This is a genomic window from Achromobacter xylosoxidans, from assembly GCF_001457475.1.
In the GTDB taxonomy this organism is placed as follows: Bacteria; Pseudomonadota; Gammaproteobacteria; order Burkholderiales; family Burkholderiaceae_B; genus Achromobacter; species Achromobacter xylosoxidans.
The window spans coordinates 3,204,333-3,225,679 of record NZ_LN831029.1 but is presented as its reverse complement, the minus strand read 5'-3'; the positions used below and the strand labels follow the sequence as shown (position 1 = coordinate 3,225,679).

Here is a 21,347-nt window from a genome sequence, read left to right as displayed (position 1 = left end):
CAGACAACGGCGGGCGGGGTCAGGCGGCCGCGCGCGCCGGCGCGGCCAGCTTGCGCTCGATGGCGGTGCCCTGGAAGAAAGCCGGATTGGCCTCGGTATAGAAGCGGTAGGGGTTGCCGAACACCAGCGCCTTGAAGTCCTGCGCGCTGATCACGCCCTGTTCGACCAGGTCCCAGCTTTCGGCCAGCGGCGCGGTCAGGTCGGGCACGTCCCAGTGGCCGATGTCCGAAGACCAGATGGCGTTGATCTTCACGCCGAGCGGGTTGACCTTGTCGTTGAAGGCCGCCGCCACGGTGCGGTCGTCGGACTCCGAGCCGAAGTAGAAGCTGTCGACCCAGCGCTTGCGGATGTCCTCGACCGACTCGATACCGGCGGCGGCGAAGTCGTCCAGCTCGTCCGGGTGCGGGTCGCGGCTGTGCGGCAGGGCCGAGATGCCCAGGCTGTCGCGCAGCAGCTGCCGCGGGTCGATATCGCGGCCGCGGATGAAGTCGGCGCCGTAGCGCTGGAACAATTCGTGCAGCAGCGCCACGTCGGCGTTGGCCGGGTTGTAGTTCTGCACCGCGGCGCGGTTGCGCTTTTCCCAGCGGTCCACCAGGTGCGTGTAGACGTGCGAGCCCCAGTCGGCGCCGCCTTCCAGCAGCGCCACGCGCAGGTTCGGGAAGCGTCGCGTGACGCCGCCGAAGAACAGCGCCTTGGCGAAGGCCTGCGAGCCATCGGCGAAGTGCCCGATGTGGTTGAACATGTAGTTGCTGATGGAATGGCGCCCGGTCCAGCCCTGGCTGCCGTAGTGCGTGGTGACCGGCACGCCCAGCTCGACCACCTTGGCCCAGAACGGGTCGTAGTCGTACTCGCTGTCGATGCCGTAGAAGTCGATGTAACTGGCGTGCCGGGCGATCTCGGGATGGTCGGCGGCGGGATACTTGCGCGCGATCGCCTTGATCGGCCGCTTGACGCCGCCGGCGATGTTGATGACCTTCAGCCCCAGCGTCTTGACCGCGAATTCCAGTTCCTCGATGCCTTCCTGCGGCGTGTTCAGCGGAATGCCGGCCACCGGCGTCAGGCGGTCGCTGTACTTGCGGTACTGGTCGGCATGGAAGTGGTTGATGGCGCGGTGCAGCGGCTGGCGGAACGCATCGCCGGCACCCAGCGGCGCCAGCACGTCGTTGGGAAACAGCACGGAATAGTCCGCGCCTTGCTCGGCCAGGCGTTCGTTGAGCAGCTCCGGCAGGGTGTAGGTGGCCAGGTCCAGCGTGTTGCGCGTGACCCGCGCCCACCAGGGCGAGCGCAGGGTGCGGTTGTCCTGGCGCTCGGCCGGGCTCTGCTGGTACCAGTCCTTGCCGCCGCTCCTGGTGGCAAAGCGCGAACCGAGGGCCTTGCGCAAGGCATCCACCAGCTTGCCGCCGCCGTAGTGCTGGACGTAGTCCTCCAGGACCGGCGCGTAGTCGTTGACGTGCACGTCGGTGTCGATCACCGGGTAGTCCAGCGTCGCCTTGACGGCGGCGGATCGTGACGCTTGGCTCGGGTGCAAAGGCTGGTTCATGCTGGCGCTCTCCGTAGTTCATGTCGCGAGACGCAGGGGAATTCCCTGCTTGCCTGGCAAACATTACGGGAGCGCCGCGCGGCGCCCAACGAAGGATTGGTTGTTTAGTTGTGCGTCATGACTAAATAACCAGGCCGCCCGATCAGCCGCCGCGGCGCGCCGTCAGCCACTGCGCGGGCTTGAGCGCCTGGTTGACGATGCGGATTTCGCCGATGCTGCCGAAGAAGCCGTCGGCGCGCGCGCCGTCCCACGACCCGGCGCCGATGATCCACGGCATGTTGGCGGCCAGCGTCGCCAGGCCCGGGGCGTCGGCCACGTTGCGCAGCACCGGGGCGCCTTCGACGTACAGGATGGTCTCGTGCGTGGCGCCGTCGTTGACGATGGCCACGTGCATCCATTTGTCGGCGATGATCTCGCCGGACCAGTTGGCCTTGGCTTCGCGCGCGCCGCTGCGCTCGGGCACCACCTCCCATTGCACTTCGCGCAGGCTGGAGATGGCGAACAACAGGGGCGGCGATTCCGGGTCGCCGCCGCTGTAGCCGGGCAGGTCGCCGCGCTTGCCGTCGCGCGTCATGATGTTCATCCAGGCATTTTTCTGCGAGGTCCAATCGCGGTCGATCTTGATGAAGGCTTCCACCGTGTAGCCGTTGAGCACGGTCTCGGCGTTCAGCACCGCCGAGGTGGCGGTGCTGAAATAGCTCATGCGGCCGGTGTTCTTGTCGGTGTTGAGAAAGCGCACCGAGCCGGGCGCCGCCGACAGGTAGTGATGGTCGCTGGACCACAGCAGGTCGCCCAGCTGGGCGCCGGCCACGCCGTCGATGTTGAGCGCGGCGCGGCTGATGGGATTGAGGCCGGCCCTGTCCTGGATCACCTGGCCCACCGGCACCGGCTGGCCATCGGCGCCGCCGAAGAAGCGCCAGTGCGCCAGCGTGCCCGGCACCTGCGGGTAGTCGTCGCTGTCGACCGCGGGCTTCTGCGCGTTGGCGGCGGGGTCGGTGTAGTTGGCCAGGATCAGCGCGCGGGCCTGGTCCACCAGCGAGGTGTGCGTCGGCGCGGCGGCCTGGAACGTCTTGTTGAAGCCGCCAAAGCGCTTGGCGAAATCCATCTTGATGGTGAATTGCTCATTGGCGCCCGTCAGCACCGCCTGGTCGAAGGCGTTGAGCGTGTCCTTGGGCTTCTGCGGCACCCAGGGCGAGAACGACAGCACCCGGATCTCGTTGTTGCTCAGGTCGAATTCATACAGCCGCATCAGGCCGTTGCCACCCTGGTAGGCCATCTGGTAGTCCACCACCATTTCCTCGACCGCGTTGCCGAAGGCATTCATCTTGGTCAGGCGCGCGGCGCCATGGTAGTGGCCGTTCAGGGTCATGAAGATCTGGTCGTTGTCGCGGATCAGCTTGTCCCACAGCATCAGGCCATACGGCACTTCGAGCGGGCTGACGCCGTCCTTGTCGATGTTGAGCAGTTGGTGGTTGACGAGGATCACCGGCAGCGTCGGATTGGCGCGGATGACCTGGTTGGCCCAGGCCAGGGCGCCATCGGAAATGCGCCATGACAGCGACAACACCATGAACTTCTGGCCCTCGGCCTCGAACACGTGGTACTCATGAAAGCCGCTGGGATCGCGGCCGCCGAAGGTGGCCTGCTTGCGGGCGCGGTCGGTGCCGAAGGTCTTCAGGTAGGGCTCGTTGGCCAGCGTGCGCTGCGCATCGGTGGCGCTGGCCTGGCTGCTGGGGTCCACGTAGTCGCGATCCAGGATCACATCATGATTGCCCGCCAGGATCGAATACGGCACCTTGGCGTCTTCCAGGATCTTCATGGCCGAGCTGGCCACGGTCCACTGGTCCGGCTTGCCCTGCTGGTCGACCACGTCGCCCAGGTGGATCAGGAAGGGGATGCCCAGCGACCTGGCATGGTCCGCGACCCACTGCGTCTGGGCCTTGTACGGCTCGCTGCCGTACTTGCGCATGAACTGCTGGTTCTCGGCGTCGGTGGCGTAGCGCGAGTAGAACTGCGTGTCCGGCAGCACGGCCACGGCGAAGCTGGAGATGTTCTTCGGTTGCGGCGCGGGCGTGGCGGTCGACGGGCTGTCCTCATCGTCGTCGTCATCGCTGGAGCAGGCCGAAAGCAGCAGCGAGCCGCCCACCGGCAGCAGCGTGGCGCCAAAGCCGGCTTTCAGCAGGCTGCGCCGGCGCGGATCGGCCGCCGTCGGCAGGTTGTTGGAAATCGTGGCAATGCCGTGCTTGCTGTCTTGCGTGTCGTGCGCCATCTGTGTGCTGCCCATTCAGAAAAAGTGGGAAGCTTAGGAACGCCGAATGACGAACGTGTTAAGCGCGCATGAATATTGTGCGCGGCACGCCGACGGCGGGCGCGGGCACGGCGCCCGGGCCCGCGCCGTTGCGCATCAGGCGCGTTGCGAGTCCAGCGCTTCCTGGTTGCGTTCGACGTCCTGCGCCTTGGCGTAGCTTTCGGCCAGCAACTGGTACGACGGGAAAATGCCGCCGTAGATTTCCGCCCATTGCGCCGCGTCGTCGCGGTGCCAGGTGCGTTGCAGTTCCGACGCCACCGCGGCGGTGTCCATCGGCACCACGCCGGCCTGGACCACGCGCGCCAGCGTGATTTCCTGCGCCATCTTCGAATAGGTGCCCGAGGCGTCGATCACGGCGAACACCTGGTAGCCGTCGGCCACCGCGGCAATGCTGGGAAAGGCCATGCAGACGCTGGTGATGGTGCCGGCGATGATCAGCTGCTTGCGGCCCGTGGCCTTGACCGCGGCAACGAAGTCGGGATTGTCCCAGGCGTTGATCTCGCCACGGCGCGCGACGTACTTGGCATGCGGCGCGTTCTGGTGGATTTCGGGGATCAGCGGACCATTGGGACCTTGCGGCACCGAGGCGGTGGTGATCACCGGCATCTTGGTCAGCGTGGCCATCCTGGCCAGCGCCGAGGCGTGGGCGCGCACGGTGGTGAAGGGCAGGTCGCCGATGGTCTGGAACAGGCCGCTCTGATGGTCGATCAGCAGCATCGCGGCCTGGTCCGGAACGATGACCGGACGGGCGCCATTGAAGTTCGCGGGTTGGCTCATGACGGGACTCCTCGGGGGTGGGTAAGCAGAGTCGTCACGATAATTTGCGGACGATGACGGCACTAGTAGGCAAAATTTGCCATCAGCGTTCCAAAAACAGGACGATAGCGCGGTCCGCGCGACGGCGCGCTAGGGAAAGGCCATCAACCCGTCCGCCTCGCCCGCGCCCGGATCGACCAGGTCGACCCGGTCCGGCGCCATCTCGCGCACCAGCCGCGTCAGCACGCGCGCGAACTCGCGCGCCTGTTCCGATGGCGCATAGGAACTGGGCAGCAGGAAGCCATACGGCATGGTCAGGCGTGGCTCGAAGTCGCGCAGCACGATGCCGGGCACGTTGGCCGCCAGGATCGGATCGGCCAGCGCGATGCCCATGCCCAGCGCCGCCAGTTGGCAGGCGGACTGGCCCGACGAGGTTTCCATCACCAGCCGCAGGCGCAGGCCGCGTTTTTCCATCAGGTCGTCGATGTGCTGGCGCAGCAGGGTGAAGGGACGCAGGGCGATGAAGGGTTCGTCCTCGATGTCGTCGGCCGTGACGACGCGCCGGGCCGCCAGCCGGTGGCCTTCCGGCATGGCGATCACCAGGCGCACCTGGGCAAAGGTGCGCGAACGGATGCCGGGAAAGTCGATCGGCAGCGCGGCCACGCCCAGGTCGAACTGCTGCCCCGACATCCACAGGCCGACGTCCACCCGCGAGCGCACTTCCAGCGACACCCTGACCTTGGGATGGCTGCGCGCGAAATCGGCGATGGCGCGCGGCGTGACGCTGTAGGCGAAGTAGGGCTGGGTCAGGATGCGCAGCCAGGCGTCCTGCTGGGTGCGGATCGAGTCGGCGATGCGCGAGACTTCTTCGAAACCGGCCAGGATGTGGCGCGTGCCTTCGTAGAAGCGCAGGCATTCCTGGGTCGGGATCAGGCCGCGCCCCTGGCGCAGGAACAGCGGAAAGCCGACTTCATCCTCCAGCGCCGAGATCAGGCGGCTGATCTGCGGCTGCGTGCGGTGGATGCGGTGCGAGGCTTCGGTGACGCTGCCGGTCTCGAGCACGGCGCGCAGCGCCTGCAGGCGGTTCAGGCGCATAGGGACAAACCCCGACAGGCGGCGCGAGGCGGGCGGGCACGGACCGGCGCCTGCCCCAGGGCAGGGCGGCCTGGCGGCGGCAACACATTACAAAAGCGCATGAATCAATACTCCAAACGAAATTGACGCATGAATTCACGCAATCTTAGGATCATCCCACCTTCAACGAAAGAGGCGCGGCGTGAATATCCTGGACAGACCGGTTTCCGTGGGCGGACCCGCGGCACTTTTTCCCGATGACCGCAATGGCATCGAGCAGCTCGACTGGAGCAATGTCGGCGACGCGTTCCCGATCAAGCAACGGCGGGCCTACCTGAACAACGCGTCGATCGGCGCGCTGAGCCTGCCGGTGGTGGCGGCCGTGAACCGCTTCATGGAGGACGTGCGCGACAACGGCCGCAACGCCTATCCCGAGTGGTGCCGCTACGCCGAGGAGACCATCAAGGCCCGCATCGGCCGTCTGATCGGCGCGCACCGCGACGAGATCGCCTACGTCAAGAACACCACCGAAGGCCTGGTGCACGTGGCCAACGGTTTTCCCTGGCGCGATGGCGACAACCTGATCCTGGCCGACATCGAATACCCGTCCAACGTGTATTGCTGGATGAAGCTGGCCGCGCGCGGGGTTACCATCCGCTGGGTGAAGAACCGCAACGGCCGCATCCTGGTGGACGATATCCGCAAGCTGATGGACGACCGCACCCGCCTGGTGTCGCTGAGCGCGGTGCAGTTCTCCAATGGCTTTCGCCAGGACCTGGAAGCCACCTCCAACCTGTGCCACGAACGCGGCGTGTACCTGAACCTGGACGCGATCCAGTGGGCCGGCGCGCTGGAGCTGGACGTGGAGCGGCTGGGCATCCACTTCCTGTCTGTGGGCGGCCACAAGTGGATGCTGGCGCCGATCGGCACCGGCTATTTCTATTGCCGCAAGAGCGTGCTGGGGCTGCTGGACCCGCCCAGCGTGGGCTATCACAGCGTCGACAGCACCGAAGACCACATGCATTACCTGCTGGAGTACCGGCCCAATGCCGGTCGCTTCGAAGAGGCGCTGGCCAACTTCACCGGCATCTGGGGGCTGGATGCCGCGGTGCGGGTGCAATTGGCGTTGACGCCGGCCCGCATCGAAACCCACATCCTGGAGTTGACCGACCATGCCGGCGCCGCCTTGCAGCGCAAGGGCTACCAGATCGTCAGTTCGCGGGCGCCGGGCGAGGCGTCGGGCAACCTGTCGTTCAAGCATCCGGGCCATGACGCGCAGGAACTGGCGCAGCGCCTGCGCGACGCCGGCGTCGACCTGGCGGTGCGCGGCGGCAACCTGCGCATTTCGCCGAGCTACTACAACGATTCCAGTGAAATCGACCGACTGGTCGAGGCGCTGCCGTCCTGACGGCGCGCCCGGCACGGACCGGCATTGTGTACAAGGGGTAAAACATGACGATGATGCATACCTGGCGCCGCCTGGCGCACCTGTTGAGCGCCTGCGCCCTGGCGGCTGGCGCCGCGGCCGCGCAGGCCGCCGAGACGCCCAAGCAGGGCGGCACGCTGCGCTATGGCACGGTGTCCGAGATCGTGTCGCTCGATCCGCACGTCTATGGCGGCAGCGCCTGGAAGGTGCTGATCGAGGCGCTCTACAGCCCGCTGGCGGGCTATGACAAGAGCGGCGCGATCGTGCCGCGGCTGGCGCAAAGCTGGGAACAGCCCGACGCCCGCACCATCGTGTTCCACCTGCGGCCCGACGTGGCCTTCCAGGACGGCTCGCCGGTGACCGCCGACGACGTCAAATTCTCGCTCGACCGCATCCTGGACCCGGCCACCGGGGCCACGCTGCGCTCGAACCTGCAGGGCGCCGTCGTCACCGTGGTCGATGCGGCCACCGTCAAGGTGGAAAAGCCCTCGGCCGACGCCACCATGCTGAGCGTGCTGGCCTTGCCCGAGGCCGCCATCGTCTCGCGCAAGTGGGTCGAGGGCGGCGCCAACCTGAAGCTGTCGGCCAACGGCACCGGCCCGTTCCAGCTAAAGAGCTACGAACCGGCCGTGCGCGCCAGCCTGACGCGCAACCCGCGCTACTTCGTCAGTGGCCAACCGTATCTGGACGGCGTCGACTTCCGCATGATCAAGAGCGACGACGCGCGCGTCAACGCCTTGCGCAGCCAGTCGCTGGACATGATCGACTTCGTGCCGTGGAAGGACATCGACGTGCTGCGCCGCAATGCCGGCACCCGAATCGACACCGCCGGCGGCGCTTTCATGAGCGTCTGGTTCAACACCGGCAAGAAGCCGTTCGACGACGCCCGCGTGCGCCGCGCGGTGTCCTACGCCATCGACCGCGAGGCCGTGTCCAAGGCCGCCTTCTTCGGCTACGGCAAGCCGATCTACGGCGCGCCCACGCCCGAGGATTCGCCGTACTACGACAAGTCGCTGGACGGCACCTACAAGCGCGACACCGCCAAGGCCCGCGCCCTGCTGGCCGAGGCCGGCTACGGCAACGGCGTGGACGCGTCCATGGTGGTGTTCCAGGGCCTGGGCATCTACACCACGATGGCACAGGTGGTGCAGGCCAACCTGAAGGAAGTCGGCATCAACCTGAAGCTGGAACCCGTCGAATGGGCCACGCTGGTCGAGCGCAAGAACCGCGGCGACTACGAGTCGATGATCTACGGCGTGTCGGTCAAGCTGCCCGACCCGGACGCCTACGCCTATTACCTGGGCGGCGACTCCAGCTACTGGGCCAAGCCGATAGGCTACCGCGATCCCGAGCTGGAAAAGCTGCTGGCCCAGGGCCGCGCGCTGACCGATCCCAAGGCGCGCCAGCCGATCTACCAGCAGGCGGAAAAGCGCATCCTGGAGACCAGCCCGTGGGTCTTCGTGAGCTGGCGCGAGCAGGCCCAGGGCTACCTGCGCAAGGTGCAGGGCTACACCCAGCTGGGCGGGGCGCTGAGCGAAAGCAGCCCGGGCATCTCGCTGCCCACCATGTGGCTCAAGTGAGCGCGCCGGCATGCTGCCCTTTCTGCTGAGGCGCCTGGGGTCTGCCGCGATCACGCTGGCGCTGGCCACGGGCGTGGTGTTCATCGCCATCCACCTGCTGCCCGGCGATCCGGTCGCCATCATGCTGGGCGACCAGGCCGGCAGCGATCCGGTGGCCGTGGCGCGGGTGCGGGCGCAACTCGGCCTGGACCTGCCGCTGGGCACGCAGTTCACGCACTGGGCCGGCGCGCTGGCGCGCGGCGACCTGGGGGTTTCGCTGCGCACCGGCGAACCGGTGGCCGACGAACTGGCGCGGCGCATTCCGCGCAGCCTGGAGCTGATCGGCGCCGGGCTGTTGATCGCCGTGCTGCTCGGCGTGCCGCTGGGCGTGGTCGCGGCGCGCTCGCGCGGCCGGCTGGCGGGCGCCCTGGCCGCGGTGATCGCGGTGGCGGGATTCTCGGCGCCGGTGTTCGTGCTGGGCATCCTGCTGGTGCTGCTGTTCAGCCTGGCGCTGGGCTGGCTGCCGTCGTCGGGCTTCGTGCCGTTCTCGGACGACCCGCTGCAGCACTGCCTGGCGCTGATCCTGCCGTCGCTCACCATCGGCCTGAACTTCATGGGCGTGGTGGCGCGCATGACGCGCGCCAGCCTGGCGGACGTGATGGGCCGCGACTACGTCAAGCTGGCCCGCGCCAAGGGCATGCCGCGCGGCCGGGCGATCCTGCGGCACGCGCTGCCGAACGCGCTGGTGCCGGTCATCGCCATCGTCGGCGTGCGCGCCGGCAACCTGCTGGGCGGCACCGTCATCATCGAGGCGCTGTTCGATTGGCCGGGCCTGAGTTCGCTGCTGGTGAGCGCGGCATTCTCGCGCGACTACCCCGTGATCCAGGGTTCGCTCCTGGCCATCTTCGCCTTGTTCATCCTGATCAGCCTGGTCATCGACCTGGCGCAGGGCTTCGTCGACCCCCGTATCCGCAGGCCTTCCGCATGATCGCATCGCTTCGTATCCCCAAGACCGGCGTGGCGGTCCGGCTGGCGCTCGGCTTCCTGGCCGTGGTGGTACTGGCCGCCATCCTGGGCCCGACGCTGGGCCTGGCCGATCCGTACCGCATCGACGCCGCCAACCTGCTGTCCTCGCCGTCCTGGCGGCACTGGCTGGGCACCGACGAACTGGGCCGCGACCTGCTGGCGCGGGCGGTCCACGGCGCCCGGGTGTCGCTGTCGGTGGCCGCGGCGGCGGTGATCCTGGCGGGCGTGCTGGGCGTGGCGCTCGGCGTCGGCGTGGCCTTCCTGGGCCGGCGCGCCGAGGCCGCCGCGATCCGCGTGGTCGACGTCTTCGTGTCGCTGCCGGAGATCTTCGTGGCGCTGGTGGTGCTGGCCTTCATCGGCGGCAATCTGCCGACGCTGGTGGGCACCATCGGCATCCTGTACGCGCCCCAGTTCGCCCGCGTTGCCTGGGGCGTGGCGCGCGGCATCCGGGCGCGTGAACACGTGCTGGCGGCCAGTTCGCTGGGCGCGGGCAGCGGCTGGATCATCTGGCACGAGGTGCTGCCCAATATGCGCTCGATCATCGCGGTGCAGGCTTCGTTCACGTTCTCGTTCGCCATGCTGCTGGAGGCCGGCCTGAGCTTTCTCGGCCTGGGCGTGCGGCCGCCGGTGCCTTCCTGGGGGCAGATGGTGGGATCGCTCAAGGATTACCTGTTCACCAATCCGTGGCCGGTGCTGGTGCCGGCGCTGGCGCTGTTCTTCACCGTGCTGGCCGTCAACGTGCTGGGCGACTGGCTGCAGGACGCGCTCAATCCGGAGTTGCAACGATGAGCCACGACGCCGACGTGCTGCTGGCGGTCAGGAACCTGACCGTCGATTTCGACACCCCGCAAGGGCCGTTCGCCGCGGTCAAGGGCGTGGACCTGACGCTGCGGCGCGGCGAGGTGGTGTGCCTGGTGGGCGAATCCGGCTCCGGCAAATCGGTCACGGGCTTTTCCCTGATGGGCCTGGTGGACCCGCCGGGGCGGGTGGCGGCCGATTCGCTGCGCTTCGACGGCCGCGACCTGCTGCGCGCGACCGAGAGCGAGCGGGATGCCCTGCGCGGCAAGGAGATGGCGATGGTGTTCCAGGAACCGATGACCGCGCTCAATCCCGGCCGCACCGTGGGCAGCCAGATCGCCGAGGTCATCCGCCTGCACGGCCAGGCGGGCCGCAAGGCGGCCTGGGAGCGCGCCGTGGCGCTGCTGGAGCGGGTCGGCATCCGCGAGCCGGCGCAACGCGCCAAGGCCTATCCGCATGAGCTTTCGGGCGGAATGCGGCAGCGGGTCATGATCGCGATCGCCTGCGCGCTGTCGCCCAAGCTCATCATCGCCGACGAGCCGACCACCGCGCTGGATGTGACGGTGCAGGCCCAGGTGCTGGAACTGCTGTTCTCGATCCAGGCCGAAACCGGCGCCGCCGTGCTGTTCATCACCCATGACCTGGGCGTGGTGGCCGAGATCGCCGATCGGGTGGTGGTGTTGCGGGCGGGCGAAGTGGTGGAGGAGGGCATGGTGCAGCAGATCTTCGCGCGCCCGGCGCATCCCTACACCCAGGCGCTGCTGGCCGCCGTGCCGGACGTGGACGCGCCGCGCGACCGCGCCCGCCGCCTGGCGCCACCGGCGCGGGCCGCCGTCCGGGGAGCCACGCCATGACCGATTTCATCTTGCGCGCCGAAGGCGTCACCAAGGACTATGTCGCCGCCCGCGGCCTGCTGGGCCGGCCGACCCGCGTGGTGCACGCGGTCAAGGGCGTCAGCCTGGCGATGGCCGCCGGCACCACGCTGGCCCTGGTGGGCGAGTCCGGCTCGGGCAAGAGCACGCTGGGCCGCTGCATCGCCGGCCTGCTGCGGCCCAGCGCGGGCCGCATCCATCTGGCCGGCCATGACGTCGGCCAACTGGCCGGTCCCGCGCTGCGCGCCTTCCGGCGCCAGGTGCAGACCATCTTCCAGGACCCGTACTCCAGCCTGAATCCGCGCCGCACGGCAGGGGACGCCATCATGGACGGCATGGTGATCCATCGGCTGCACACGCCCGACGAACGCCGCGCGCGCATGCTCGCGCTGCTGCAACGGGTGGGGCTGCGGCCCGAACACGCGCAGCGTTTTCCGCACCAGTTCTCGGGCGGCCAGCGCCAGCGCATCGCGATCGCCCGGGCGCTGGCGCTGGAACCGCGCTTCATCATCGCCGATGAGGCGGTGTCGGCGCTGGACGTGTCGGTCAAGGCGCAGGTGCTGGACCTGCTGGCCGACCTGCAGGCCGAGCATGGACTGACCTACCTGTTCATCTCGCACGACCTGGGCGTGGTGCGGCACTTCGCCGACCGCGTGGCCATCATGGCCGCAGGCGAGCTGGTGGAAGAGGGCGAGTGCGACCGCATCTTCGAGGCGCCGGCGCACGACTACACCCGCAGGCTGATCGCCGCGGTGCCGCGGCCCGATCCGACGCGCAGGCGCCTGCGTCCGCCGGCGGGGCAGGGCCGGCCGGCTTGATCCACGTCAAGGCAAGGGGCTGATCGCCGCGCGATTGGCCTTTCCGTGCGTCCTACAGCTGCCCGCGAGGCCTTTTTCACGGCGCCCTGCGTGCTACCATCCGCGACTTCAAGAGGATGCGAATGCACACAGGCGCCGTTGCCCGAAGACGCTGCACCGCGCTGGTCGCGGTGTTCCTGTTCGTCTTCCAGGCGCTGATCGCTTCCGCCGCATTGGCCGGGCCCAGCACCGCGCCCGGCGCCACCACCATCATCTGCACCGCCAGCGGACCGCGTGTGGTCACGCTGGACGCTGGCGGCGGCCTCGCGCAGGACGTGCAGCAGCATAGCGGCGCATTGCCGCATTGCTGTTTCGCCGGGTGCGCCATGCTGGGCGGCGCGGCGCTGCCCGGGCTGGCGTTGCTGGCCTGGCTGTTGCCCAGCACGCCGCTGGCGCTGCCGGCGCCCACCATCGATATCCATTTCTCCAGCGCGCAGGCGCGGTTGCCACGGCAGCCGCGCGCGCCCCCTCTGTTGGCCTGAACCCCGTCCTTTCCATTTTTTGCTGGCGCGCACCGATGCGGCCCGCGTGGTCGCGCGCGTCCAGCCTGTTCAGATCCAGAGAATCCCATGCGCAAGAAAAAGGAAATCCTGCGGGCCAGCTGCCTGGTCACCGCGTTGGCGGCGGCATTGCCCGCCTGGTCGAACACCGTCGACAGCGACGGCATCACGATGACCGACCCGGTGGTCATCACCGGCGTGGCGCCAAGCGCCCCGCTGACCGTCACCACCGATCCAAAGATCCCGCGCCAGCCGCTGCCGGCCAGCGACGGCACCGACTATCTCAAGACCATCCCGGGCTTCTCGGCCGTGCGCAACGGCGGGACCAACGGCGATCCGGTGCTGCGCGGCATGTTCGGTTCGCGCCTGAACATCCTGACCGATGGCACCTCGATGCCGGGCGCCTGCCCGGCGCGCATGGATGCGCCCAGTTCGTACATTTCGCCCGAGAACTTCGACAAGCTCACCGTCATCAAGGGTCCGCAGACGGTGCTGTGGGGGCCGGGCGCCTCGGCCGGCACCATCAAGTTCGACCGCGACACGCCACGCTTCACCGAAGCCGACGCGCGCTTCGATGGCAGCCTGCAGGGCGGATCAAACGGCCGCAACGACCAGGCCGCCGACCTGACGGTGGGCAACGACAAGGTCTACACCCGCTTCACGGCCAATCACTCGCATTCGCAGGACTACAAGGATGGCGACGGCAACACCGTGCCGTCGCGCTGGGACAAATGGAATGCCGACGTGGCGCTGGGCTTCACGCCCGACGCCGATACGGTCTATGAATTGACGGCGGGCACCGGCGACGGCCAGGCGCGCTATGCCGGCCGCGGCATGGACGGCTCGCAGTTCAAGCGCGAGAGCTTCGGGCTGCGCGCCGAGAAGCGCAACCTGGGCGGCATGCTGGACAAGCTGGAGGCGCAGCTCTACTACAACTACGCCGACCACGTGATGGACAACTACACCCTGCGCAAGCCGGACCCGCACGGCATGATGCCAATGGCGATGGCCTCCAACGTGGACCGCGCCACCTGGGGCGGCCGCATCGCCGGCACCTGGAACCTGGCGCCCGACCTGAGCCTGGTGACGGGCCTGGACTTCCAGCAAAGCCGCCATCGCTCGCGCAAGGGCAACGCCATGGTTTCGTACCGCGCCAACAGCTGGATCAAGGACGCGAGCTTCGCCAACACCGGGGTATTCGGTGAACTGACCTGGCATGCCGCCGACGACAGCCGCGTCATCGGCGGCGCGCGCGTGGACTGGGCCTCGGCCAAGGACTTCCGCCGCGAGACCGGCTCCAGGATGATGCTCAGGCCCAACCCCACGGCCGGCGAGCGCCGCAACGACACGCTGCCCAGCGGCTTCCTGCGCTATGAACGCGATCTGGCCGCGCTGCCGGCCACCGTCTACATCGGCCTGGGCCACGCGGAGCGCTTCCCCGACTACTGGGAGCTGTTCTCGCCGACCAAGGGGCCGGACGGTTCGGTCAACGCGTTCCGCGGCGTCAAACCGGAAAAGACCACGCAACTGGACCTGGGCGCGCAATACAAGACCGATACGCTCGACGCCTGGGTGTCGGGCTATGCGGGCTACGTCGACGACTTCATCCTGTTCGACTATGGCAAGGGCGGCATGGGAGGCATGGGCGCGACCGCCCAGGCGCGCAATGTCGATGCGCGCATTGCCGGCGGCGAACTGGGGGTGTCGTACCAGGTCGCGCCGCGCTGGAAACTGGGCGGCACCTTGGCGTATGCGTGGGGCCAGAACCGCAGCGACGGCCGCCCCATGCCGCAGATGCCGCCGCTCGAAGCCCGGCTCAGCGCCGCCTACGACGATGGCACCTGGTCGGCGGGCGCCCTGTGGCGCGTGGTGGCCGCGCAGCGCCGCTACGCCCTCGAGCAGGGCAACGTCGTCAGCAAGGACTTCGGCCCGAGCGCCGGCTTCGGCGTGTTTTCGCTCAACGGCGGCTACGCGTTCAGCAAGCAGGTGCAGCTGTCGCTGGGCGTGGACAACCTGTTCGACAAGACCTATGCCGAGCACCTGAACCTGGCGGGCGACGCCGGTTTCGGCTTTGCCGCCAACACGGCCTTCAACGAACCCGGGCGCACCTTCTGGGCGCGCCTGAGCTTCAAGTACTGAGCGCCGTCCGGATCCGCTTGAGATCCCGGTCCAGCTCGATGCGCATCGCTTTCAGCAACGCCCGCGCGTTCTCTGAAAGCGGTGTGCCGGGCCGGAACACCAGCAGGCAGGCAAAGCCGATGTCCAGTTCCAGCGGCTTGATGGTCAGGCCGCGCGCCAGGTAGTCCAGCGCCATGACCGGATGCACCAGGCCGATGCCGACGCCGTGCAGCGCGAACTCGCAGACGGAATTGGAATAGGGCGTCTCCAGCACCGGCCGCAGCGCCAGGCCCTGGTCGTGCAGCGCCGTTTCCAGGCGCCGGCGGCTGGCGTCCTCGGGATTGAGCGCGATGAAGGGATGCTCGGTCAGGTCGCGCAGCGTGATGCGCGGCCGCGCCGCCAGCGGATGGCGGCTGTGCATGGCGATCACGCCCGGCACCCGCAGGAATTCCGAATGCTCCAGGCCGGCCACCGACAGTTCGTCGGCCATCAGGCCGAAATCGAGTTGCCCGGCCGTGACCTGTTGCAGCACCTCGCGCGAACTCATGATCTGGAACGACATCTGGATGCGGCGGTCCTGCAGGCCGAACGCGGCGATCGCGCGCGGCATGAAGCCGGTGCCCAGCGCCGGCAGCGACCCCACCGCCAGGCGCCCGACGCCGAACGATTTGAGGCTGCGGATGCGGTGCTCGATCAGCTCGAAGCCGGCGAAACAGCGATCCACTTCCTCCATCAGCGCGCCGGCCTCTTGGGTCGGCACCAGCCGGCCGCGCACGCGCTCGAACAGCCGCAATTCCGACGAGGTTTCCAGCTTGCGGATGGCCTGGCTCACCGCCGGCTGCGAAATGCCCAGCAGGGTGGCGGCCTTGCTGGTGGTGCCGGCCTGCATCACGGCCCGGAAGACCTGGATCTCGCGCATGTCCATCTATAAGTCCCGCTTATTGACTAAGTTTCTTCGATTGTTGAGGCAATGGTAGGAAAGGCAGACACTGGCGCTGTTCCCGATCACTCCTAAGCCCAGCAAATAGATTAGATGAAAGCTATCAATCAGACTAATAGAGATTTCGCCAGCCTGTCGCCCGCCGTGCAGCGCGCCTCGACCGTGGTGTTCGACTCGCTCGACGCCTTCGTCAACCGCAAACACCGCCAGCCCGACGGCTTCAGCTACGGCGTCACCGGCACGCCCACGGCGCGCCTGCTGGAAGATCGCATCGCCGCGCTCGAAGGCGGCCGCCACTGCGTCATCACGCCGTCCGGCGCGGCGGCACTGATGACGGTGGTGATGGGCTTCGTGCGCGGCGGCGACCACCTGCTGCTGTCGGCCGCCTGCTATGGCGCGCTCAAGACCTTCGGCGAGAAGTGGCTGGCGCACATGGGCGTGGACGTGGAACTGTACGACCCGTCGATCGGCGCCGGCATCGAGGCGCTGATCCGCCCGGCCACCCGCATGATCTGCATCGAGGCGCCCGGCACCGTCACCATGGAAATGGCCGACGTGCCCGCCATCGCCGCCGCCGCGCGGCGCCACGGCGTGCTGACCATGATGGACAACACCTGGGCCAGCCCGCTGGGCTTCCAGCCGCTGGCGCACGGCGTCGACTTCAGCGTTGAGGCCGCCACCAAGTTCTTCGGCGGCCATTCCGACGTGCTGATGGGCAGCATCAGCATGAACGACGCCGACCACTACGCCGTGCTGCGGGAGACCCAGAGCATCCTCGGCCAGCAGGTCAGCCCGGACGACTGCTTCCTGGTGCTGCGCGGCCTGGAGACGCTGGCGCTGCGGCTGCGCGCGCAGAGCGACGCGACCCTGCGCGTGGCCGAGTGGCTGCAGGCGCAGCCGCAGGTCGAGCGCCTGTTGTATCCGCCGCTGCCCTCCGACCCGGGCCATGGCCTGTGGCAGCGCGACTTCCGCACCAACGGCTGCCTGTTCTCGATGATGCTGGCGCCGGCGCCCGAGGCGGCCTTCAACGGTTTCTTCGACTCACTGCGGCATTTCGCCATCGGCGCCAGCTGGGGCGGGGTGCACAGCCTGGCCGCCTATTACCCGGCGGGGCTGCAGGCCGGCCGCGCCTTCCCGGCGACCGACCGGCCCATCGTGCGCCTGTCGATCGGCCTGGAGGAGGTCGACACGCTCAAGGACGACCTGCGCGGCGCGCTGGCGGCCTACCAGGCGCAACGCTGAACGCGCGGCGGGCGCCGTCGCTCGCCCGCGCGGCCGGAGCCTTCCGGCGCACCTGTTCAACACCGGCCGGCCACGCATGGCCGACCGGCTCGAAGCGCCTCGAGGCGCTCACCACATAGCAAGGGGAATTGCCATGTTCAGCTTCAAGCAGACTTACCGTTGTCTCGCCCTGGCCATCGCGGCCTGCGCCCCGGCCGCCGTGCCGCTCCCGGCACAGGCCCAGGCCGCCGCCCAACCCGCGGCGCAACCCACGGCGCCCGCGACCGGCGCCTCGCCGGTGGCGGCCGCGGTCACGCAGACCAACAGTCCCACGGTGGACCAGATCCGCGCCCGCGGCTACGTCATCTGCGGTTCCGGCCATGGCACCACCGGCTTCTCGGCGCCCGACAAGGACGGCAACTGGAAGGGCCTGGACGTCGACACCTGCCGCGCCATCGCGATCGCGGTGCTGGGCGACGCCAGCAAGACGCGCTTCGTGCCGCTGACGGGCCAGCAACGCCTGACCGCCTTGCAGACCGGCCAGATCGACGTCCTGCCGCGCACCACCTCGTGGACCCTGCGGCGCGATGCCAACGGCATCAACTTCACCTACCCGAATTACTACGAGTACGACGCCTTCATGGTGCGCAAGGACCTGGGCATCACCCAGACCAAGGACATGAACGGCGCCACCATCTGCGTGCAGACCGGCTCGACCAACGAGGTCACGGTGGCCGACCTGTCGCGCAAGTTCAAGCTGGGCCTGAAGACCGTGCTGTTCGACAACGTCGCGGCCTCGCGCCAGGCGTTCTTCTCCGGGCGCTGCGACGGCCTGATCACCGACGCCTCGGCGCTGGCGGCGGTGCGCGCGACCCAGGCGCAGAACCCGGACGACTACGTGATCTTCCCGGCCAGCGGCCACAGCGAGGCGCTGACGCCGTCGGTGCGCCATGGCGACGACCGCTGGTTCGACATCGTCAAATGGGTCATCCAGGTGCCGATCGCCGCCGAGGACATGGGCATCACCCAGGCCAACGTCGACGACATGCTCAAGTCCGACGATCCGCGCATCGCCCGCTTCCTGGGCAAGGAGCCCGGCAACGGCAAGGCGCTGGGGCTGGATGAGCGCTGGGCCTACAACATCGTCAAGCAGCTGGGCAACTATGGCGAGATCTTCGAGCGCAACGTCGGCAAGAACAGCCCGATGAAGCTCGAGCGCGGCATGAACCGCCTGTATCGCGACGGCGGCCTGATGTACCCGTACGTCTTCAACTGATCGGCGGCCGAGTCTCATCATGTTCAAGCGACTCTGGTTCGACGGCCGCGCCCGGTCCGTCCTGGCGCAGCTGCTGATCGCCGGCGCCTTCGTCGGCGGCGTGGGCTGGCTGGCCTGGAACGCCCACGCCAACCTGACCCAGCGCGGCATCGCCATGGGGTTCGACTACCTTGGCGAGGCGGCCCGTTTTCCTATCGCCGAAAGCCTGCTGGCGTACCAGCCGACCGACAGCTACGGCCGCGCCTTCCTGGTGGGGCTGGCCAACACGCTGTACATCTCGGCGCTGGTGATCGCGGCCTCGACGCTGCTGGGCTTCGGCCTGGCGCTGGCGCGCCGCAGCCGCCATCCGCTGGTGACGGGCGTGGCCACGGTCTACCTGGAAGCCGTGCGCAACACGCCGCTGGTGGTGCAACTGCTGTTCTGGTACAGCCTGGTGACGATCAACCTGCCGCCGGCGCGGCAGGCGCTGCAACCGCTGCCGGGCGTGTTCCTGTCGGTGCGCGGGCTGTTCTTTCCCAGCCTGTCGCTGCAGGGCGACACGCAGCCGCTGTGGTGGGCGCTGGGCGCCGCGGCGCTGCTGCTGTGGGGCGCGTGGCGCCTGGCGCGACGGTCCGTGGGCGGACGCGTGCCGTGGCGCGGCCTGGGCCTGCTCGCGGCGGTCGCGCTGGTGGCGGCCGCGGCGGGGTGGGGCGGCGCCTCGCTGCACGCCGACGTGCCGGCGCTACGCGGCCTGAACTTCGCCGGCGGCAGCGCCTTCACGCCGGAGTTCACCGCCTTGCTGGTGGGGCTGACGATCTACTCGGCCGCGTTTTCCGGCGAGATCATCCGCGGCGGCATCGACGCGGTGCCCGCCGGGCAATGGGAAGCGGCCCATTCGCTGGGACTGAAGCCCGGCGCCGCGCTGCGCTGGATCGTGGTGCCGCAGGCGCTGCGCGTGATCATCCCGCCGATGACCAGCCAGTACCTGTCCATCATCAAGAACACCACGCTGGCGCTGGCGGTGGGCTACCCGGACCTGTCCTTCGTCATCACCACCACCATCAACCAGACCGGCCAGGCCATCGAGGGCGTGGCGGTGCTGATGGCGGTGTACCTGAGCATCAGCCTGAGCGTGTCGCTGTTCATGAACCTGTACAACCGCCGCATCCTGAGGACGCAACGCGCATGAGCCTGTCCCATCCTTCCTCCCTGCCGCCGCAGGCCCTGCGGCCGCCGCGCGAGCGCCGCGACAGCGCCTGGCACCGCCTGTTCGGCAGCGCCGCCAGCGCGCTCGCCACGGTGGCCACGCTGGCGCTGGTGCTGGCCGCTGCCGGCAAATTGCTGAACTGGGCGGTGCTCGATGCCGTCTGGCCAGGCGCCACGGGCGATGTCTGCCGTCAGGCCAGCGGCGCCTGCTGGGCCTTCCTGGGCGAAAAAATGCGCCAGATCCTGTTCGGCATCTATCCGCCCGGCGAGCAATGGCGGCCCACCGTGGTCTGCCTGTTCATCCTGGCGATGACGGTGTTCTCGCTCAGCCCGCGCCAATGGCGCGCGCGCACGGCGGTCCTCTGGATCGCGGGGCTGCTGGCGGGCCTGGCGCTGATGCAGGGCGGCATGTTGGGCTTGGCGCGGGTGCCGACCTCGTCGTGGGGCGGCCTGCCGATCACGCTGCTGCTGGCGGTGTGCGCCTTGGGCGCCGGACTGCCGCTGGGCGTGCTGCTGGCGCTGGGACGCCGCGGCAGCCTGCCGACGGCGCGCTTCATCAGCATCGGCGTGATCGAGCTGATCCGGGGCCTGCCGCTGGTCAGCCTGCTGTTCATGGCGTCTATCGTGCTGCCCATCATGCTGCCGGCCGGCATGACCATCGACAGCCTGCTGCGCGCCGGCATCGCGCTGACGGTGTTCTCGGCCGCGTATCTGGCCGAGGTGATCCGCGGCGGCCTGCAGGCCATTCCGCCCGGGCAGGCCGAGGCCTCGCGCGCGTTGGGGCTGTCGTGGTGGCAGATGACGCGGCTGGTGGTGCTGCCGCAGGCCCTGCGCAAGGTGATCGCGCCGCTCACCAATACCGCCATCGTGATGATCAAGAACACCAGCCTGGTGCTGATCGTGGGCCTGTTCGACCTGCTCAGCTCGGGGCGCGCGGCGCTGACCGACCCGGCCTGGCCCACGCCCTACGTCGAGACCTATCTCTTCATTGCATCGATCTATTTCTGCATCTGCTTCGGCCTGTCGCGCTATTCGATGTGGCTGGAGCATCGCTATAAAAAAGGGGAACTCCGATGACCACGCCTTCCGCCGCCACGCCGCCCGCCATCGCCATCGCCGGCATGCACAAGTGGTATGGCGAATTCCATGTGCTGCAGGACATCAACCTGCAGGTCCGGGCAGGCGAGCGCCTGGTGATCTGCGGGCCGTCCGGTTCCGGCAAGTCAACCATGATCCGCTGCATCAACCGGCTCGAACGCCATCAGCAGGGCTCCATCGTGGTCAACGGCGTCGAGCTGACCGACGACCTGCGCGCCGTGGACGGCGTGCGCACCGATGCCGGCATGGTGTTCCAGCACTTCAACCTGTTCCCGCACCTGACGGTGCTGGAAAACTGCATCCTGGCGCCGACCCAGGTGCGGCGCATGGCGCGCGCCCAGGCGGTGGATCTGGCCATGCGCTACCTGGAGCGGGTGCGCATTCCCGACCAGGCCGGCAAGTATCCCGGCCAGCTGTCGGGCGGGCAGCAGCAGCGCGTGGCCATCGCCCGTTCGCTCTGCATGCAGCCGCGCATCATGCTGTTCGACGAGCCGACCTCGGCGCTGGACCCCGAGATGGTCAAGGAGGTGTTGGACACCATGACCTCCCTGGCCGAGGACGGCATGACCATGCTGTGCGTGACCCACGAGATGGGTTTTGCCCGCAACGTCGCCGACCGGGTGGTGTTCATGGACGGCGGCCGCATCATCGAGATGGGCGAGCCGGGCGATTTCTTCGACAACCCGAAGCACGAGCGCACGCGGGCGTTCCTGGAGCGCATCCTGCATTGAGGGCAGGGCGGCGGACGCGGTCGGAGCGCGGGGGTTTGTTTATGAAAATGGAAACCATTATC

General features: G+C 68.5%; 18 protein-coding genes. 13 read left to right on the top strand and 5 right to left on the bottom strand.

All coding sequences use genetic code 11. The features are described from left to right. Positions 1–19: 19 nt before the first annotated feature. The 4 genes from AT699_RS14555 to AT699_RS14540 all read right to left on the bottom strand — a co-directional run bounded on the left by AT699_RS14555 (position 20) and on the right by AT699_RS14540 (position 5,699). Entirely contained in the window at positions 20–1,540 is a 1,521-nt protein-coding gene (locus AT699_RS14555; protein ID WP_024068889.1) for an amidohydrolase family protein, read from the bottom strand. Between the two features lie 142 nt (positions 1,541–1,682). Continuing rightward, entirely contained in the window at positions 1,683–3,824 is a 2,142-nt protein-coding gene (locus tag AT699_RS14550) for a LamG-like jellyroll fold domain-containing protein (RefSeq protein ID WP_024068888.1), read from the bottom strand. A gap of 120 nt (positions 3,825–3,944) precedes the next feature. Next, on the bottom strand, positions 3,945–4,625 hold the full coding sequence (locus tag AT699_RS14545) for a hydrolase (RefSeq protein WP_006384344.1): 681 nt from the start codon (positions 4,623–4,625) through the stop codon (positions 3,945–3,947). 129 nt (positions 4,626–4,754) lie between these two features. Next, positions 4,755–5,699, bottom strand: coding sequence for a LysR family transcriptional regulator (locus AT699_RS14540; protein ID WP_020927735.1), 945 nt, complete (start codon positions 5,697–5,699; stop codon positions 4,755–4,757). A gap of 181 nt (positions 5,700–5,880) precedes the next feature. Here AT699_RS14540 and AT699_RS14535 point away from each other — a divergent pair, with 181 nt between their 5' ends. From AT699_RS14535 to AT699_RS14500, 8 genes are all read left to right on the top strand, one after another. Beyond that, positions 5,881–7,086 carry an aminotransferase class V-fold PLP-dependent enzyme gene (locus AT699_RS14535; protein WP_006384342.1) on the top strand — a complete coding sequence of 402 codons (1,206 nt, stop codon included), beginning with the start codon at positions 5,881–5,883 and terminating at the stop codon, positions 7,084–7,086. Between the two features lie 44 nt (positions 7,087–7,130). Continuing rightward, positions 7,131–8,684, top strand: coding sequence for an ABC transporter substrate-binding protein (locus AT699_RS14530; RefSeq protein ID WP_049050828.1), 1,554 nt, complete (start codon positions 7,131–7,133; stop codon positions 8,682–8,684). Positions 8,685–8,694: 10 nt separating this feature from the next. After that, a complete protein-coding gene (locus tag AT699_RS14525) occupies positions 8,695–9,651 on the top strand; it encodes an ABC transporter permease (RefSeq protein WP_020927733.1) in 957 nt (318 codons plus the stop codon). Beyond that, positions 9,648–10,478 (top strand): ABC transporter permease, encoded by an 831-nt coding sequence (locus tag AT699_RS14520; RefSeq protein WP_006384146.1) that lies wholly within the window; start codon positions 9,648–9,650, stop codon positions 10,476–10,478. Before AT699_RS14525 ends, AT699_RS14520 begins: the two co-directional genes overlap by 4 nt. Beyond that, positions 10,475–11,341, top strand: a complete 867-nt coding sequence (locus AT699_RS14515) for an ABC transporter ATP-binding protein (protein WP_024068886.1) — start codon at positions 10,475–10,477, stop codon at positions 11,339–11,341. The genes AT699_RS14520 and AT699_RS14515 overlap by 4 nt, the downstream gene beginning before the upstream one ends. Next, positions 11,338–12,177, top strand: a complete 840-nt coding sequence (locus AT699_RS14510) for an ABC transporter ATP-binding protein (protein ID WP_020927730.1) — start codon at positions 11,338–11,340, stop codon at positions 12,175–12,177. Before AT699_RS14515 ends, AT699_RS14510 begins: the two co-directional genes overlap by 4 nt. A 122-nt stretch (positions 12,178–12,299) precedes the next feature. Further along, the gene (locus tag AT699_RS14505; RefSeq protein WP_024068885.1) at positions 12,300–12,698 is read left to right on the top strand and encodes a DUF2946 family protein; all 399 of its coding nucleotides are present in this window, start codon (positions 12,300–12,302) and stop codon (positions 12,696–12,698) included. A gap of 87 nt (positions 12,699–12,785) precedes the next feature. Further along, complete coding sequence (locus AT699_RS14500; protein WP_006384142.1) at positions 12,786–14,855, top strand: TonB-dependent copper receptor; 2,070 nt, start codon at positions 12,786–12,788, stop codon at positions 14,853–14,855. Here AT699_RS14500 and AT699_RS14495 read toward each other — a convergent pair. After that, on the bottom strand, positions 14,845–15,759 hold the full coding sequence (locus AT699_RS14495; protein WP_006384141.1) for a LysR substrate-binding domain-containing protein: 915 nt from the start codon (positions 15,757–15,759) through the stop codon (positions 14,845–14,847). The genes AT699_RS14500 and AT699_RS14495 overlap by 11 nt on opposite strands. A gap of 108 nt (positions 15,760–15,867) precedes the next feature. On the opposite strand from AT699_RS14495, the gene metC reads away from it, so the two are divergent. The 5 genes from metC to AT699_RS14470 all read left to right on the top strand — a co-directional run bounded on the left by metC (position 15,868) and on the right by AT699_RS14470 (position 21,285). Next, the gene (metC, locus tag AT699_RS14490; protein ID WP_024068884.1) at positions 15,868–17,016 is read left to right on the top strand and encodes a cystathionine beta-lyase; all 1,149 of its coding nucleotides are present in this window, start codon (positions 15,868–15,870) and stop codon (positions 17,014–17,016) included. 133 nt (positions 17,017–17,149) lie between these two features. After that, positions 17,150–18,271 carry an amino acid ABC transporter substrate-binding protein gene (locus AT699_RS14485; protein ID WP_020927727.1) on the top strand — a complete coding sequence of 374 codons (1,122 nt, stop codon included), beginning with the start codon at positions 17,150–17,152 and terminating at the stop codon, positions 18,269–18,271. 19 nt (positions 18,272–18,290) lie between these two features. Next, the gene (locus AT699_RS14480; protein WP_024068883.1) at positions 18,291–19,439 is read left to right on the top strand and encodes an amino acid ABC transporter permease; all 1,149 of its coding nucleotides are present in this window, start codon (positions 18,291–18,293) and stop codon (positions 19,437–19,439) included. Then, positions 19,436–20,533 carry an amino acid ABC transporter permease gene (locus AT699_RS14475; RefSeq protein WP_024068882.1) on the top strand — a complete coding sequence of 366 codons (1,098 nt, stop codon included), beginning with the start codon at positions 19,436–19,438 and terminating at the stop codon, positions 20,531–20,533. Before AT699_RS14480 ends, AT699_RS14475 begins: the two co-directional genes overlap by 4 nt. After that, on the top strand, positions 20,530–21,285 hold the full coding sequence (locus tag AT699_RS14470; RefSeq protein ID WP_024068881.1) for an amino acid ABC transporter ATP-binding protein: 756 nt from the start codon (positions 20,530–20,532) through the stop codon (positions 21,283–21,285). Before AT699_RS14475 ends, AT699_RS14470 begins: the two co-directional genes overlap by 4 nt. Positions 21,286–21,347 lie beyond the last annotated feature (62 nt).

Excerpts from the sequence above, each read along its gene's own strand:
- AT699_RS14555 (WP_024068889.1), bottom strand. The coding sequence starts at position 1,540 with ATGAACCAGCCTTTGCACCCGAGCCAAGCGTCACGATCCGCCGCCGTC.
- AT699_RS14550 (WP_024068888.1), bottom strand. The coding sequence starts at position 3,824 with ATGGGCAGCACACAGATGGCGCACGACACGCAAGACAGCAAGCACGGC.
- AT699_RS14545 (WP_006384344.1), bottom strand. The coding sequence starts at position 4,625 with ATGAGCCAACCCGCGAACTTCAATGGCGCCCGTCCGGTCATCGTTCCG.
- AT699_RS14540 (WP_020927735.1), bottom strand. The coding sequence starts at position 5,699 with ATGCGCCTGAACCGCCTGCAGGCGCTGCGCGCCGTGCTCGAGACCGGC.
- AT699_RS14530 (WP_049050828.1), top strand. The coding sequence starts at position 7,131 with ATGACGATGATGCATACCTGGCGCCGCCTGGCGCACCTGTTGAGCGCC.
- AT699_RS14525 (WP_020927733.1), top strand. The coding sequence starts at position 8,695 with ATGCTGCCCTTTCTGCTGAGGCGCCTGGGGTCTGCCGCGATCACGCTG.
- AT699_RS14520 (WP_006384146.1), top strand. The coding sequence starts at position 9,648 with ATGATCGCATCGCTTCGTATCCCCAAGACCGGCGTGGCGGTCCGGCTG.
- AT699_RS14515 (WP_024068886.1), top strand. The coding sequence starts at position 10,475 with ATGAGCCACGACGCCGACGTGCTGCTGGCGGTCAGGAACCTGACCGTC.
- AT699_RS14510 (WP_020927730.1), top strand. The coding sequence starts at position 11,338 with ATGACCGATTTCATCTTGCGCGCCGAAGGCGTCACCAAGGACTATGTC.
- AT699_RS14505 (WP_024068885.1), top strand. The coding sequence starts at position 12,300 with ATGCACACAGGCGCCGTTGCCCGAAGACGCTGCACCGCGCTGGTCGCG.
- AT699_RS14500 (WP_006384142.1), top strand. The coding sequence starts at position 12,786 with ATGCGCAAGAAAAAGGAAATCCTGCGGGCCAGCTGCCTGGTCACCGCG.
- AT699_RS14495 (WP_006384141.1), bottom strand. The coding sequence starts at position 15,759 with ATGGACATGCGCGAGATCCAGGTCTTCCGGGCCGTGATGCAGGCCGGC.
- metC (WP_024068884.1), top strand. The coding sequence starts at position 15,868 with ATGAAAGCTATCAATCAGACTAATAGAGATTTCGCCAGCCTGTCGCCC.
- AT699_RS14485 (WP_020927727.1), top strand. The coding sequence starts at position 17,150 with ATGTTCAGCTTCAAGCAGACTTACCGTTGTCTCGCCCTGGCCATCGCG.
- AT699_RS14480 (WP_024068883.1), top strand. The coding sequence starts at position 18,291 with ATGTTCAAGCGACTCTGGTTCGACGGCCGCGCCCGGTCCGTCCTGGCG.
- AT699_RS14475 (WP_024068882.1), top strand. The coding sequence starts at position 19,436 with ATGAGCCTGTCCCATCCTTCCTCCCTGCCGCCGCAGGCCCTGCGGCCG.
- AT699_RS14470 (WP_024068881.1), top strand. The coding sequence starts at position 20,530 with ATGACCACGCCTTCCGCCGCCACGCCGCCCGCCATCGCCATCGCCGGC.